We start from the raw sequence: 15,619 nt of genomic DNA, 5'->3' as shown, positions 1-15,619 counted from the left end.
CGTCCAGTGCAACACGCTCCACAGCCCAGGGCGCGGCCAGCCCCAATGCCTGGCAGAACAACGCTTCTTGCATGGGGAGGGCTCCTGTTCGGGGGGTGTCAATGGGTTTATTTGTACTGTAGTGTTCCACCCGAAACGGAAGAGAGCCGAAAAAAACGGCCTTACCGCGCGATGGTATTGCCTTTGTAGCTATCAAATTAATAGTATCTACTTGATGCCCAGCCTGCGCGCCAGCTTGTGCAGGTTGCTCGCATCCACCTCCAGCGCCCGCGCGGCCTGGGCCCAGTTGCCCCCGTGCTGCGCCAGGGCGGTGGTGATGCTGGTGCGCTGGCAGGCGTCCACGGCCTCGCGCAGCGGGCCGGTGGGGGCGGCCGGCAGGGCGGCACGCGGCCCGGCGGATTGCGCCGTGGCATCCGGCGGCGTGGCCGGTGTGCGCACGGCATCGGCGTCCAGGTCCAGCAGCGCGGGCTCCAGCGTCACGATGTCGGCGCGGCTCACGCCCCGGCTCAGCGCCTTGAGGGCAGCGCGGCTGACCACGTGTTCCAGCTCGCGGATGTTGCCGGGCCAGGGGTAGCGCCGCAGCGCCTCCTGCGCCGGGCCCGACAGCCGCAGGCTGCGCAGGCCCAGCCGCGCGCGGTTCAGCTCCAGAAAGCGGCCCGCGATCAGCAGCACGTCGTTGCCGCGATCGCGCAGCGGCGGGATGGGCACGGGGTACACCGACAGCCGGTGGTACAGGTCGGCGCGGAAGGCCCCGCCCGTGACCTGCTCGCGCAGGTTGCGGTTGGTGGCGGCGATCACGCGCACATTCACGCGGCGCGGCCGGTCGGCGCCCAGGCGCTGGATCTCGCCGTTCTGCAGCGTGCGCAGCAGCTTGGCCTGTACGGCCAGCGGCAACTCGCCCACTTCATCGAGGAACAGCGTGCCGCCTTCGGCCGCCTCGAAGCGGCCCGGCCGGTCGGCCACTGCGCCCGAGAAAGCGCCGCGCACGTGGCCGAACAGCTCGCTTTCGGCCAGCGACTCGGGCAGGGCCGCGCAGTTCACGTGCACCAGCGGGCGGGCGGCGCGCGGCGACTGGCGGTGCAGCCGCCGTGCGAACAGCTCCTTGCCCACGCCGGTCTCCCCCAGCAGCAGCACCGGCAGGTCGGAGCCTGCCACCACGTCCAGTTCGTGCAGCAGGCGCATCAGGGGCTCGCTCTGGCCGACGATCTCCATGTCTGCATCGCCCGCGCGGGGCGTGCGCTCGTCGTCCACGCTCCGCAGCGGCGGTGCCGTGCGCAGCGCCTGCACCTCGCGCTCCAGCCGGGAGATGCGCACCGCCGCTTCGGCCAGCACGCGGCAGTCGGCCAGCGCGGCGCGCGCGTCGTCGCCGAAGGTGCCGGTCTGCAGCGCATCGAGCGTGAGCACGCCCCAGGGCTGCCCGTCCACCGACAGCCGGATGCCCATGCAGTCGTGCACGGGCAGGGGCTCGCCCACCAGCGTGTCGAGCAGGCCGTCGTAGGGGTCGGGCAGCGTGCTGTCGTGGTGGAACCAGGTCACGTCGGTGCGCGCCAGGATGGCCGCCAGCCGGGGGTGCTGGCTGACGGCGAAGCGCCGGCCCAGCGCCTCGCGCACCAGGCCCTCCACCGCGACCGGGCGCAGGTGGTCTTCCTCCAGTTGCAGCAGCGCCACCGCGCCGCAGTGAAAGCGGTCCCGCAGGTGCGCCACCAGGCGCTGCAGGCGCACGGCCTGGGGCAGGTCGGTCGCCAGGTCGGCAAGCAAGGGCGTGTGAAGCATGGTGAATTTTACCTATCGATGGTGTTTATCACCTGATTTGTGAAGGGTGAAAAAAACCCTGATTGCGCTAAGTCATTGATGTGCATGGGCCAGGCCGCTGGCCTGCCGCTTGCGATAGGAGAGCGAACCGTTTTTGACTTGTTCGTTTTCAGTTTCAGGATTGCCATGACATCGAGCCCTCACCTTCCGCCTGCGCGGCGCACTCCGATGCCGCTCGCGTGGCGCCCCGCCGCCCGCCCGGCCACTGTGGCCCCTTTCACCGCTCTGGAGGCCCGCCATGGGTAACTACCGCAAGCTCTGGTTCACGCTGATCGGCGTGCTCATCGTCACCTTCAGCCTGCTGGGCTACTACGGGGCCGAGGTCTACCGCACCGCGCCACCCATCCCCGCCCGGATCGCCACGGCCGGGGGCGAGATCCTCTACACGCACGACAGCATCCTGGACGGCCAGACCGCCTGGCAGTCGGTGGGGGGCATGCAACTGGGCTCCATCTGGGGCCACGGCGCCTACCAGGCGCCCGACTGGACGGCCGACTGGCTGCACCGCGAGCTGCTCCACTGGCTCGATGTGGCCGCCGAGCGCGCGCACGGCAAGCCGTTTGCCGAGCTGGATGCCGCCGCTCAGGCCGTGCTGAAGGACCGCATGAAGACCGAGTACCGCACCAACACCTACAACCCCGAGACGGGCGTGGCCACGGTGTCGTCCACCCGGGCCGATGCGATCGCGATGACCGCGCTGTACTACGACCAGCTGTTCAGCGACGTGCCCGCGCTGCACAAGACGCGCGAACACTTCGCCATGAAGGAGAACACCCTGCCCAGCGCCGAGCGGCGCGCGCAGATGACGGGCTTCTTCTTCTGGACGGCCTGGGCTGCCGCCACCGAGCGCCCCGGCATCACGGCCACCTACACCAACAACTGGCCGCACGAGCCGCTCATCGGCAACCAACCCACGGCCGAGAACATGGTCTGGTCGGTGATGAGCGTGGTCGTGATGATGGCGGGCGTGGGCTTCCTCGTCTGGGGCTGGGCCTTCCTGCGCAAGCACGACGAGGCCGACCCTGAGCCGCCCAAGCACGACCCGCTCTCGCGCGTGCCGCTCACGCCATCGCAGCGCGCCCTGGGCAAGTATTTGTTCCTCATCGTCGCGTTGTTCAGCTTCCAGGTGCTGCTGGGCGGATTCACGGCGCACTACACGGTGGAAGGCCAGCAGTTCTACGGCATCAACGTGTCGCAGTGGTTCCCGTATTCGCTGGTGCGCACCTGGCACATCCAGAGCGCGCTGTTCTGGATCGCCTCGGGCTTCCTGGCGGCGGGGCTGTTCCTTGCGCCGCTGATCCATGGTGGCAAAGACCCTGCCTACCAGAAGCTGGGCGTGGACATCCTGTTCTGGGCACTGGTCGTGGTGGTGGTGGGCTCGTTCGTGGGCAACTACCTGGCGATTGCGCAGATCATGCCGCCCGAGTGGAACTTCTGGCTCGGCCACCAGGGCTACGAATACGTGGACCTGGGCCGCCTGTGGCAGATCGGCAAGTTCACGGGCGTCGCCTTCTGGCTGGTGCTCATGCTGCGCGGCATCGTGCCCGCGTTCCGCCAGCCTGGCGACAAGAACCTGCTGGCGCTGCTCACTGCCTCGGTGGTGGCCATCGGCCTGTTCTACGGCGCGGGCTTCTTCTACGGCGAGCGCACCCACCTGTCGGTGATGGAGTACTGGCGCTGGTGGGTCGTGCACCTGTGGGTCGAGGGCTTCTTTGAAGTGTTCGCCACCACAGCGCTGGCCTTCATCTTTTCCACGCTCGGCCTCGTGTCGCCCCGCATGGCCACAGCGGCCAGCCTGGCCTCGGCCTCGCTGTTCATGCTGGGCGGCGTGCCTGGCACCTTCCACCACCTGTACTTCGCGGGCACCACCACGCCGGTGATGGCCGTGGGTGCATCGTTCAGCGCGCTCGAAGTGGTGCCGCTCGTGGTGCTGGGCCACGAGGCCTGGGAGCACTGGCGCCTGCAGCACCGCGCGAAGTGGATGGCCAACCTCAAGTGGCCGCTGATGTGCTTCGTGGCCGTTGCTTTCTGGAACATGCTGGGCGCGGGCGTCTTCGGCTTCATGATCAACCCGCCGATTGCGCTGTATTACCTGCAGGGCCTCAACACCACGCCGGTGCACGCCCATGCCGCGCTGTTCGGTGTGTACGGCTTCCTGGCGCTGGGCTTCACGCTGCTGGTGCTGCGCTATATCCGCCCGCAGCTGGTGTTCAGCGAACGGCTCATGAAGGCCGGCTTCTGGTGGCTCAACGCGGGCCTGGTGCTGATGATTGCCACCAGCCTGCTGCCCATCGGCCTGTTCCAGTTCCATGCCAGCGTGAGCGAAGGCCTGTGGTACGCCCGGGGCGAGGCCTTCATGCAGCAGCCCTTCATCCAGACCCTGCGCTGGGTGCGCACCTTCGGCGACGTGGTCTTCATCGTCGGCGCGCTCGCCGTGGCCTGGCAGGTGGTGAGCGGGCTGTTCGGCTCGCGGGCCCCGGCAGCCACCGCAGGGGTTTACCTGGCGGAGTCCCGTCGCTGATCCGCGCCGCGCGCTGCCGCCACCACCCCCGGCGGCAGCGCAGGCCCTTCATCCCTGCATTCATTCATCCCACAAGGAGCGAACATGAACCTCGACAAATTCAAGCACCAGCACACCGACATCCTGCGCAGCATCGCCACCTTGCGCGCCCTGGCCCAGGCGGGTGTGGAAGGCAATGCCAGTGCCATCGCGCAGGGCATCGTGGCCATGAGCGGCACCATCAAGCTGCACCTGGCCGTGGAAGACCAGGTGCTGTACCCCGCGCTGCAGCGCGGCGGCAACGTGGAGCTGGCGCGCCTGGGCCGCCAGTACCAGAGCGAGATGGCCTCGATTGCCAGTGCCTACGACGCGTTTGCGCGCCGCTGGAACACGGCCGAGAACGTGCGCCGCAACGCCCAGGGCTTTCGGAACGAGGCCAACGTGGTGCTGCGCAGCGTGTTCGAGCGCATGCAGCGCGAAGACCACGACTTCTATCCCCGCATCGAGGAAGAGGAAACCGCCGACTGCCATTGAGCCATTGAGTCACCGCGCCATCGCGCACCCATCGCATGCCTTCGCATGCACCCTGATCCATCGGTAGGGCCTGACGGCACCTTCCTTTTGCCGGCCCTTGTGCCGGCTTTTTTTTACCCCTGCTTACCGTCCCGGTTGTGTTGGGTCAAACTACCTATAGTGTTTGATGGGTATCGTGGACACCATAGGTAGTGTTTTAAACCCCTGTTGGATTGTGAGAACCCATGGCGCCCACCCTCGTCACTTTGCCGCGCGAAATCACTTTGCGCAGCGGCCAGCGTGTTCCTTTTGACCCCGAACGCATCCGTGCTGCGCTGGCCAGCGCGGGCCAGGCATCGGGCGAATATGGCGCCGAAGAGGCCGCGCTGCTCACCGCGCAGGTCACCAAGGTGCTGATCCACCGCTTTCACGGCGAAGCGCCCACGGTGGAGCAGATCCAGGACGTGGCCGAGCAGACGCTGATCGCCGCCAACCACCTGGCCACCGCACGCGCCTACATCGTCTACCGCGAGCAGCACGCCACGCTGCGGGCGGACAAGCAGACGCTGGTGGATGTGGAAAGCTCCATCAACGAATACCTCACTCGGGCCGACTGGCGCGTGAATGCCAACGCCAACCAGGGCTACTCGCTGGGCGGGCTGATCCTCAACGTGGCGGGCAAGGTCACGGCCAACTACTGGCTGTCGCACGTCTACACGCCCGAGATCGGCGAGGCGCACAGGAGCGGCGACATCCACATCCACGACCTCGACATGCTCAGCGGCTACTGCGCGGGCTGGTCGCTGCGCACGCTGCTGCACGAGGGCCTGAACGGCGTGCCCGGCAAGGTGGAGGCCGGGCCGCCCAAGCACATGTCCTCGGCCGTGGGGCAGATCGTCAACTTCCTGGGCACGCTGCAGAACGAGTGGGCGGGCGCGCAGGCGTTCTCGTCGTTCGACACCTACATGGCGCCCTTCGTGCGCATCGATGCCATGGACTACGCCGCCGTGCGCCAGTGCATCCAGGAGCTGGTCTACAACCTCAACGTGCCCTCGCGCTGGGGCACGCAGACGCCGTTCACCAACCTCACCTTCGACTGGACCTGCCCCGACGACCTGCGCGAGCAGGTGCCCGTGATCGCTGGCAAAGAGATGCCCTTTGCCTATGGCGACCTGCAGGCCGAGATGGACCTCATCAACCGCGCCTACATCGACGTGATGACCACGGGCGATGCCAAGGGGCGCGTGTTCACCTTTCCCATCCCCACGTACAACATCACCAAGGATTTCCCGTGGGAGAGCGAGAACGCGCAACTGCTGTTCGACATGACCGCCAAGTACGGCCTGCCGTACTTCCAGAACTTCATCAACTCCGAGCTGGAGCCGAACATGGTGCGCTCGATGTGCTGCCGCCTGCAGCTCGATCTGCGCGAGCTTCTGAAGCGCGGCAACGGCCTGTTCGGCAGCGCCGAGCAGACGGGCAGCCTGGGCGTGGTCACCATCAACTGCGCGCGCCTGGGCTACCAGCATGCGGGCGATGAGGCGGGCCTGTTTGCCGCACTCGATCGCTTGATGGAGCTGGGCAAACAAAGCCTGGAGACCAAACGCAAGCTCATCCAGCGGCTCATGGACCAGGGCCTGTTCCCCTACACCAAGCGGTATCTCGGCACGCTGCGCAACCACTTCAGCACGCTGGGTGTGAACGGCATCAACGAGATGGTGCGCAACTTCACGAGCGGCCGCGAAGACATCACCAGCGAAGCAGGCCATCGCCTGGCCTTGCGCCTGCTCGACCATGTACGCGCGCGCATGACCGACTTCCAGGAAGCAACCGGCCACCTCTACAACCTGGAGGCCACGCCCGCCGAGGGCACCACCTACCGCTTCGCCAAGGAAGACAAGAAGCGCTGGCCCGGCATCTTGCAGGCGGGTACGGCCGAGCAGCCGTACTACACCAACTCCTCGCAGTTGCCCGTGGGCTTCACCGACGACCCGTTCGAAGCCCTGATGCGCCAGGAGCAGCTGCAGTCCAAATACACCGGCGGCACTGTGCTGCACCTGTACATGGGCGAACGCGTCTCCAGCGGCGCTGCCTGCCGCGAGCTGGTGAAACGGGCGCTGACGAACTTTCGCCTGCCCTACATCACCGTCACACCCACGTTCTCCATCTGCCCCACGCACGGCTACCTGGCGGGCGAGCACCCGTTCTGCCCACGCTGCGACGAAGAGCGGCTGGCTGCTAAACGCGCGCGTCTGGCGGCATGATTTATGAATAAAAAAGGGCATTTCCGCCCGTCTATCAAGCATTGACAGCTATCAAAACCATAGTATTTCAACCCCAAGGAGCACACCATGAGTCACTTTTCCCCCGCTGAACACACCGCCCTGGCCGCCGTGCAGCTCACCGACGACGAGCGCCAGCCCTGCGAGGTCTGGACCCGCGTAATGGGCTACCACCGCCCGGTGGCCAGCTTCAACACCGGCAAACGCGGCGAGCATGCCGAGCGCCGTTTCTTTGCAGAGCACGCTGGTGGTTGCCGCAGCGGCGCCTGCTGAAGCGCAGTCCTTGCGCCTGGGCGGCCTCACGCCGCTAACCACCATCGACTTCCCCGGCCGTCTTGCGGCGGTGGTCTATTGCCAGGGCTGCCCCTGGCGCTGCGGCTACTGCCACAACCCCGAGCTGCTCGATGCCACGGCGCCGCCCGCGCTGCCGTGGGAGCACGCACTGGCTTTTCTGCAAAGCCGCCGTGGTTTGCTCGACGGCGTGGTGTTTTCCGGCGGCGAGCCCACGCTGCAGGCCGCACTGCCTGCAGCGCTGGCCGAGGTGCGGGCGTTGGGCCTGCAGACGGCGCTGCACACCGGTGGCATGTACCCCGGGCGGCTCGCGGCCCTGCTGGCGCAGCTGGACTGGGTGGGCCTGGACATCAAGGCCTTGCCGCAACGTTACGACGCCATCACCGCCACGCCCGGCAGCGGTGCGCGCGCCTGGGACGCGCTGGAGGTGCTGCTGGCCCACGGCACCGACCACGAATGCCGCACCACCTGGCACGCCGGGCTGTTCGGCGTGGACGAGCTGCTGGACCTTGCCCGCACCCTGGCCGCGCGCGGCGTGCGCCGCTGGGCGCTGCAGGAATGCCGCACGCCCGGCGCACCAGCCTGGGCGCTGACGGACGCGCACCGGCAGCAGCTGGCCGCGCTGTTCCCAAGCTTTGCACTGCGCCGCGCGTGAACGCTGCACGCTTTTTTCCTGCGCAAGAGCGCTTGGTTTGAAATGAACATGCGAACTTCGGCGATACCCCACGCGCTTTGATGCGCATCAGAGGCACCTTGCACAGCCCGCGCGGATCATCCGCCATCGCCGCACAACGGCACCCTCTGCAAGGAACCCTGCCCATGAACCCCCTTGGCCTCCAGCTGCTGCACGCGCTCAAAACCCACGGCGCGCGCGAGATTTTCGGCATCCCCGGCGACTTCATCCTGCCCCTGTTCAAGCAGATTGAAGAGAGCGGCATCCTGCCCCTGGTCACGCTCAGCCACGAGCCCTCGCTGGGCTTTGCCGCCGACGCGGCCGCGCGCATGCACTGCGGGCTGGGCGTGGTGGCCGTCACCTACGGCGCGGGCGCGCTCAACGTGGTCAACGCCGTAGCCGGGGCGTATGCCGAGCGCTCACCCCTGGTGGTGCTGGCCGGCTGCCCGGGCGAGGTCGAGGCGCACTCGGGCCTGGTGCTGCACCACCAGGTGCGGCATGTCGATTCGCAGTGGCGCATCTTCCGCGAGATCACCTGCGACCAGGTGCGCCTGTCCGACCCCGCCACTGCGCCCGCCGATCTCGCCCGCGTGCTGCGCAGCTGCCGCGAATACTCACAGCCCGTGCTCATCGAGGTGCCGCGCGACATGACGCTGCATCCCATGGCCGAGGTGCCCCTGCTGCCGCCCAGCCCCTTCAATGAAGCCGCCGTGGCCGAGTGCGCCGACGAATGGATGGCCCGCATTGACGCCGCCCAGCGCCCCGTGCTGGTGGTGGACGTGGAGGTGCGCCGCTTCGGCCTGGAGGGCCGTGTGGCCGAGCTGGCGCGGCGCCTGCAGCTGCCGGTGCTCACCACCTTCATGGGCCGGGGCTTGCTGGCCGAGGAGGGTGTGCCCTTCCACGGCACCTACCTGGGCGTGGCGGGCGCGCCCGAGACGAGCGCGCTGCTCGACGATTCCGACCTGCCCATGATGCTGGGCGCCATCCTGTCGGACAGCAACTTCGGCGTGAGCGCCCAGCGCATGGACTTCCGCCGCGCGCTCATCGCCGCGCACCGCGAGGCGCGCGTGGGCCACCACCTGTACCCGAACATCCCCCTGGCCGCGCTGGTGGAGGCGCTGTTGGCGCGCGCCCCGGCGGTGGGCCAGCAGGCCACGCGCACACTGCCGCCTGCACCGGTATGCCCCGAAGGCCTGGTGGCTGACGACACCCCCGTGTGCGCGGCCGACCTCTCCCGCGCGCTCAACGACCACATCCGTGCGCAGGGTCCCATGAACATCGTGGCCGACATTGGCGACTGCCTCTTCGCCGCCATGGAGCTGCTGCCCACGCCGCTGGTGGCGCCGGGCTACTACGCGTCCATGGGTTTTGGCGTGCCTGCGGGCATCGGCGCACAGGTGGCCTCGGGCCAGCGCAGCCTGGTCCTGGTGGGCGACGGCGCCTTCCAGATGACGGGCTGGGAGCTGGGCAACTGCCCGCGCCTGGGGCTGGACCCGGTGGTCATCGTGCTCAACAACCAGACCTGGGAGATGATCCGCGCCTTCCAGACCGAATCGCGCTGCGCCGCGCTGGGCGACTGGCACCTGGCCCAGGCCGCCGACGCGCTGGGCGGGCGCGGCCACCGGGTGCATACCCGCGCGCAGTTCAAGGCGGCGCTCGATGCCGCATTTGCCGAGCGCGGGCGGTTTCAGCTCATCGAACTCATGGTGCCGCCGGGGGACAGCACGCCCACGCTGCGGCGGTTTTCCGAAGGCATTCGCGCACTGCGGGCACGGGCGGCGTCGGCTGCCTGAGTTCGAAGGATCTGTTCACGCAGCCCTGCAGCCATCGCATCGCGGTGCAGCCACGCGCGGCCGCTGGGCTACCCCGCGCGCACCACGCGCAGGACGTCCGCTCCGTAGGCTTCCAGCTTTTTCGCCCCCATCCCGCTGATGCCCTGCAGGTCGTCCAGCGACGCGGGGTTGCGCTCGGCAATCGCCGCCAACGTGGCGTCATGAAAGATCACATACGCGGGCAGGTTGTGCTCGCGTGCCACCTCGGCGCGCCAGGACTTGAGGTTGATGAAGCGCACCTGCGCATCCGGGCCCAGGTTGGCTGCGGCGGCGGGCGGCGCGCTGCCCGTGCCTTTGCGGGTGCGTGCGCGCTTGGCCGGTGCGGCAGCGGTGGATTCGCGCAGCTGCACCGGTACCTCGCCCTTGAGCACGGCGCGCGAGCCTTCGGTGAGGCTCAGGGTGTCAAAGCTGTGGCCGCTTTCCAGCATCACTTTGTGCAGGCCCACGGCACCGGTGGCCAGCAGCTGGCGCAGCACGCCGCGCAGTTGCGCTTCGGAATACTCCTTGCCCACACCAAAGGTCGAGAGCTTGTCGTGGCCGAACTGCTGCACTTTCTCGGTGTCCTTGCCACGCACGATGTCCATGATGTGGCCCGTGCCAAAGGTCAGCCCGCTGGCCGCGTGCACCCGGTAGATGGTGGACAGCAGCTTGCGGGCCGCATCGGTGCCGTCCCACACCGCCGGTGGGTTCAGGCAGTTGTCGCAATTACCGCAGGGCGTGGACTCCTCGCCGAAGTAGGCCAGCAGCCGCACGCGGCGGCAGTCGGTGGCCTCGGCCAGCGCGAGCAACGCATCGAGCTTGCCGCGTAGCGCCTGCTTGAACTCCTCGCCCGCCGGGCTCTCGTCGATCATGCGGCGCTGGTTGACCACGTCGTTCAGGCCATAGGCCATCCAGGCATCGGCGTTCAGGCCGTCGCGGCCCGCGCGGCCGGTCTCCTGGTAGTAGCCCTCGATGTTCTTGGGCATGTCCACGTGCGCCACAAAACGCACATCGGGCTTGTCGATGCCCATGCCGAACGCGATGGTGGCCACCATCACGATGCCTTCCTCGCGCAGAAAGCGGTCCTGGTTCTTCTGGCGCACCTTGGTGTCCAGGCCTGCGTGGTAGGGCAGGGCCGTCAGGCCCGCATCGCACAGCGTGGCGGCCAGCTCTTCCACGCGCTTGCGCGACTGGCAATACACCACGCCCGCCTCGCCTGCATGCTCGCGCTCGATGAAGCGCAGCAGCTGCGTGGTGGCATCCTTCTTTTCCTCGATGCGGTAGCGGATGTTGGGCCGGTCGAAGCTGCTGATGAACAGCCGCGCGTCTTCCAGCTGCAGCCGCTCGATGATGTCGGCGCGTGTGAGGTCGTCGGCCGTGGCGGTGAGTGCAATGCGCGGCACGCCCGCATAGCGCTCGTGCAGCACCGTGAGCGCGCGGTACTCCGGGCGAAAATCGTGGCCCCACTGGCTCACGCAATGCGCTTCGTCAATGGCAAACAGCGAGAGGTGCCCGCCCTGGTACAGGCTGTCGAGCAGACCCAGGAAACGCGGCGTGTTCAGCCGCTCGGGCGCGGCGTACAGCAGCGTGATGTCGCCGGTCTGCAGGCGCAGCTCCACATCCTGCGCCTCGTCAAAACTCAGCGTGGAGTTGAGGAATGCCGCATCCACCCCTGCCTCGTGCAGCGCGCCCACCTGGTCGTGCATCAGCGCGATCAGCGGCGAGATCACGATGGTCACCCCGCGCCCCTGCTGCTGGCGCACGATGGCGGGCACCTGGTAGCACAGGCTTTTGCCGCCGCCGGTGGGCATGAGCACCAGGGCGTCGCCGCCACCAATCACATGCTCGACGATGGCCTGCTGCGGGCCGCGGAACTGTTCGTAGCCAAAGACGCCGTGAAGGACGGTGTGGGCGGGGGACGAAGCGGGGGACAGGCGGGAAGACAAACGAATACTCTGAAATTGATAGCTGGTAGCGCTTGTACATCAAGCGCTAGAGGCCAATTTGATCAATGTTTTGCGCAGCAGGCGTTCCCGACTACGAAGGCCGCTATTGTGCGCTTGGCACTGCGCTTTTCAGATAGCCCCGCTTGGGCGTCACTCCAGCGTCAGCGCACGGATGGGCTTGGGTGGGTGGCCGTGTTCCAGCAACTTGCCACGCGGCGCTTGTAGCAACAGCGAGACCAGCCCATCCTGGTCCGTCAGCCGCCGGTACTCAGACACAGCCAATACCACCAAGGCGTCACGACCCTGTTTCGTGATCAGTTGCGGGCCTTCGCGCAGAGCGCACTCCGTGAGTTCGTTGATGCGGTGTTGGGCGTCTTGCAATTGCCAGCGGCGCATGGTGGATTCCTTTCGTCTGGCCAGACCAACAGATGCGTGTGGTGCGGGGTCCGCTGGCGTCAGTCCGTCAGCCTTGATGCAACTTTGTTTTCGCACAGTGCAACTAGATTTGACAGCACGCAGCGCTTGTTCACCAAGCGCTACAGATTGATTTCACCTGGTTTTTAGCGCCATACATAGGTGTTGTTTACGCCGCCAGCCCCGCATCCGCCAGCGCCAACACATACAGCGCCGCCCGCGCCCGGCTGGCCCCCACATACAGGTTCGCAGGGTGGCGCATGCAGCGCAGGTCGATGCCGACCAGAACCACCACATCCGACTCCAGCCCCTTGAAGCCCTGCACCGTGCCCACCCGGACTAGCCCCGGCAACGGCGCAGCCAAAGCATCGGTCGTGGCGCAGGCATCCAGCCCCGCAGCCCAGGCAGATGCGGCGTTGTCACGCCGATAGGGGGACAGCACCACAATCTGCTCGGGGCGTAGGCCTTGGTTGCCCGTGAGGTCGCGCAGCAAGGTGCGCAGCTGCCCCGCCATCTGCGCGAAATCGCTGCTTTGCAACACAGTCGGCGGCACGCCCTGGTCCACGCGAAAGGTCGGAGGCACCGCGCAGCGGCCCATGCGCGCTGCGGCTTCACCGATGGGGCGGGTATTGCGCAAATTGGCGTCCAGCACCATGGGGCTGGCAGTAAACGGCGGCTCCCAATGGTCGGTGGACTGAAACAGGCACTGCTGCCGGTCATAAAAGCAGTACCAGCTGAAGTGCGGTGCACCCAGGGCCTCCAGCGCCACCCACCAAGTAGCGGCAAAGTCGGCCGCCTCATCCACGATCACGGTGTCATACCGGGCACCAGCACCGGTTTCAGCGGCTTGCAGCAACAGCTCGGCAGACCGCTCGTTGAAAAACAGGCCTTGTTCTCGCGAGTCTGTGGGCACTTCATAGGCCAGGCCAGCAGCCAGCGCCTGTGTGCGGGCCAGCTCGTGGAACGGTTGCACCGTCACACCCGGCACATCGGCTAGCAACGCAGTCAATGCCTGCGCCAGGGCCTTGTTGAAACACGTCAACAGCACCGAGCGGCCCAGCGCCGCATGTTCGCGCGCCAGCGCCACCGCCAACACCGTCTTGCCTGTGCCTGCACCGCCCTCTACCAACAGGCGCGGCTGCAAGCGCAACATGCGTAGCACCGCCACCTGCTGCTCGGTGGCCTGGTGCAGGGCGTGTGCCGCGTCGTCCACATGGGTGGCCAGCGGCACCAGTTGCTGGCAGTCGGGCGCTAACAGCTCCTTGAGCGCATGCTGTTGCGCGCGCGTCCATGGCTGCGCATTGGGCGCTGCTTCGCGAAAGATGCGCAGCAACGCGGGCGCCGGGTCGGCCAGCGCCGCGCGGTCGAGCAGGAATGCGCGTGAAGGCGCCTCCGTGCCCGGCAAGCTGCCCTTCCACAACACATCGGGGAACCACACCGCGTGCGTTACCGTCAGCGCATCCGCCGCGTCGCGGCCCAAGCGTTGTCGCAGTTTATCGATCAGTGCGTACCGGGTGCGCCGGGCCTGGGCGAACGGCGACTGCTTCATCTGCAAGCCGGAGGCATAGAACCACTGGCCGTCTTGCACTCGCACTGCGCCCGCCTTGATCTCAAAGACGATCAAACCTTGGTGGGGGTGGAACACCACCATGTCTGCTTCGCCGACTGACTCGCCTCGGTTTTCTAGATGGCGCCATTCGACAGTGGGGAAAGATTGCCATGGTGGTGGAAGTTTGAGAAGAGCCTTCACTACATGCGTCTCGGCGCGCAGACCTGTGGCTGTAACAAAGTCTATAGGTGCATCTTGCGATTGTCTCAGCAGTGAGGGCATAGGCAGTTGGAGTCGCAAGATGCGTTACTTCAGTCGCAGTACAAAACTGTCATTCGAAAGCTGCTCCCGCATTTCGGCGATATCTTTGAATGGTGTGCTTTGGATGGTTTTGACCATTCCGTCCATCACAACATGCAGTGCGTCCACATTGCCGTTATCGATGGCTTTGTCCATCGCTCGGATTTGCGCTTGAAGCCCCGTCTTTCGCAGTTCAAACGCATCTCCCAATGCCTGTTTTATGACATCACGCTGCGCTCGAATCTGCTCAATAGTGGCGTCGCGGTCGGCCAAAATGGCGACCCGTTTCGTCTGTTCCACTTCACGTAGCTTCTGATAGTCAGAATGCGCCTGGTGTATACGCCCCAAGCCTTCGATGAGCGAGAGTCCCGGCACCTGTTTCGCAACGTTCTTCGCACCCTTGCTACCTACGGTACGTGCAACCACGTCCACGATACTTTCTTTTTTCGTCATACATGCTCCAATAGTTGCTGCATTTCTCCGACGATCTTTTCACTCTTTTTGGTGACCCGACCTTGCTTGTCGATAATTTCTATCTTTGCAACCTGATATAGCGCAGAACCGAGAGCAATCATCATGTTGAAACTGTTTTGATCTTTTTCGGTGAGCTTCGCATATTCGACTTTGCGCGTCACTAAGCTTGCGGGAACCGGCTTTCCCTTGTCGAGATAAACGGCCTCGCGTTCACGTCGTACGCGTCCCAGCATGCGTGATACTCGACTTGCGGCGCCTTGAAAACGCTCGTCAAGCGCATCTAGTACCCATGCTATCTCTTGAGAGCGCAGGTCAATTGCATCCAGCGCGATGCGGGCATTCTCAAGTTGTTCCGCCGCTTCGTCTAGTTGGGCCGAGTGCGCTCGGGCCTTGGTCAAGGCTTCTTCTGATTTGCCGGCGGCCAGATAGCCCATCACCAGTAGTACAGGGCCAGCCACCACGCCTCCCAGTACAGCGGTGCCGCCTGCCATACCTAGCCCACCAGAGGCAAGAGAGCCGCCGCCGAGCCAAGCTAGCGTGGCATTGGTAGCTGCCGCGCCCGAAAGACCAGAAATCGCCGCCCCAGTGGAGGCTGCTCCAAACATGCTGACGGCTTGCCCCACACCTGCGCCCACCATTGCGCCAGATGCAGCGCTTTCAAATCCATGTTGTAGGAAATCGGATGCTTGATAGCTTGCTTTTTCAAGCTCTGGTACAGGGATGATTTCAATGGGGAGCTCATGCCCATCCACGCTAATTTCATGGAAATCACTTGCGGCCACCTGATCCATCAAATGTGCGAACTTCGATATGCTTTTGCTCACTACTTGCACTCGCAGCATAGCCAGCGCATTCAACTGAGTACACACTTCCACCCGGCGGGATTCTAGGGCTCGCGCAGATTGGTGCCACTGTTGCTCGGACGCCTTTACCCACTGTTGGGCGTTGGAAAAATTCTGTTTAGCATCCCAAGCCTTCTTGAGCCCAGTGACTGCTGAGGCCAGAGCGCTTGCGCCGAGCGCTACAGGAATTAACGGGAGTACCATTTTCTCTC

General features: G+C 65.7%; 12 protein-coding genes. 6 read left to right on the top strand and 6 right to left on the bottom strand.

What is annotated here, in order from left to right:
- Nucleotides 1–207: 207 nt before the first annotated feature.
- A complete protein-coding gene (gene norR / locus A1D30_RS24210; RefSeq protein ID WP_063463284.1) occupies nt 208–1,773 on the bottom strand; it encodes a nitric oxide reductase transcriptional regulator NorR in 1,566 nt (521 codons plus the stop codon).
- Nucleotides 1,774–2,050: 277 nt separating this feature from the next.
- Between norR and A1D30_RS24205 the strand changes: the two genes are divergently transcribed.
- From A1D30_RS24205 to ipdC, 6 genes are all read left to right on the top strand, one after another.
- Complete coding sequence (locus A1D30_RS24205) at nt 2,051–4,333, top strand: nitric-oxide reductase large subunit (RefSeq protein ID WP_063463283.1); 2,283 nt, start codon at nt 2,051–2,053, stop codon at nt 4,331–4,333.
- A gap of 84 nt (nt 4,334–4,417) precedes the next feature.
- Nucleotides 4,418–4,846, top strand: a complete 429-nt coding sequence (locus tag A1D30_RS24200; protein WP_063463282.1) for a hemerythrin domain-containing protein — start codon at nt 4,418–4,420, stop codon at nt 4,844–4,846.
- A gap of 224 nt (nt 4,847–5,070) precedes the next feature.
- Nucleotides 5,071–7,089: a ribonucleoside triphosphate reductase gene (locus A1D30_RS24195; RefSeq protein ID WP_063463281.1), complete on the top strand. Its 2,019-nt coding sequence runs from the start codon at nt 5,071–5,073 to the stop codon at nt 7,087–7,089.
- Nucleotides 7,090–7,176: 87 nt separating this feature from the next.
- On the top strand, nt 7,177–7,380 hold the full coding sequence (gene nrdD, locus A1D30_RS24190; RefSeq protein ID WP_063463280.1) for an anaerobic ribonucleoside-triphosphate reductase: 204 nt from the start codon (nt 7,177–7,179) through the stop codon (nt 7,378–7,380).
- The gene (locus A1D30_RS24185; protein WP_242422028.1) at nt 7,355–8,053 is read left to right on the top strand and encodes an anaerobic ribonucleoside-triphosphate reductase activating protein; all 699 of its coding nucleotides are present in this window, start codon (nt 7,355–7,357) and stop codon (nt 8,051–8,053) included. The genes nrdD and A1D30_RS24185 overlap by 26 nt, the downstream gene beginning before the upstream one ends.
- 164 nt (nt 8,054–8,217) lie before the next feature.
- Nucleotides 8,218–9,864 carry an indolepyruvate/phenylpyruvate decarboxylase gene (ipdC, locus tag A1D30_RS24180; protein WP_063463278.1) on the top strand — a complete coding sequence of 549 codons (1,647 nt, stop codon included), beginning with the start codon at nt 8,218–8,220 and terminating at the stop codon, nt 9,862–9,864.
- A 68-nt stretch (nt 9,865–9,932) separates the two neighbouring features.
- On the opposite strand, the gene recQ is transcribed toward ipdC, so the two are convergent.
- The 5 genes from recQ to A1D30_RS25750 all read right to left on the bottom strand — a co-directional run bounded on the left by recQ (nt 9,933) and on the right by A1D30_RS25750 (nt 15,611).
- On the bottom strand, nt 9,933–11,828 hold the full coding sequence (recQ, locus tag A1D30_RS24175) for a DNA helicase RecQ (protein ID WP_242422027.1): 1,896 nt from the start codon (nt 11,826–11,828) through the stop codon (nt 9,933–9,935).
- 150 nt (nt 11,829–11,978) lie between these two features.
- On the bottom strand, nt 11,979–12,224 hold the full coding sequence (locus tag A1D30_RS24170; RefSeq protein ID WP_063463277.1) for a type II toxin-antitoxin system prevent-host-death family antitoxin: 246 nt from the start codon (nt 12,222–12,224) through the stop codon (nt 11,979–11,981).
- A 187-nt stretch (nt 12,225–12,411) separates the two neighbouring features.
- The gene (locus A1D30_RS24165; protein ID WP_082836612.1) at nt 12,412–14,073 is read right to left on the bottom strand and encodes an NERD domain-containing protein; all 1,662 of its coding nucleotides are present in this window, start codon (nt 14,071–14,073) and stop codon (nt 12,412–12,414) included.
- A gap of 24 nt (nt 14,074–14,097) precedes the next feature.
- Complete coding sequence (locus A1D30_RS24160) at nt 14,098–14,544, bottom strand: hypothetical protein (RefSeq protein ID WP_063463275.1); 447 nt, start codon at nt 14,542–14,544, stop codon at nt 14,098–14,100.
- Nucleotides 14,541–15,611 carry a hypothetical protein gene (locus A1D30_RS25750; RefSeq protein ID WP_131798540.1) on the bottom strand — a complete coding sequence of 357 codons (1,071 nt, stop codon included), beginning with the start codon at nt 15,609–15,611 and terminating at the stop codon, nt 14,541–14,543. The genes A1D30_RS24160 and A1D30_RS25750 overlap by 4 nt, the downstream gene beginning before the upstream one ends.
- Nucleotides 15,612–15,619: the final 8 nt, after the last annotated feature.

Origin of the sequence: Acidovorax sp. GW101-3H11 (assembly GCF_001633105.1) — a bacterium.
Lineage (GTDB): Bacteria > Pseudomonadota > Gammaproteobacteria > Burkholderiales > Burkholderiaceae_C > Acidovorax.
This window is presented reverse-complemented; position numbering and strand designations above follow the sequence as displayed.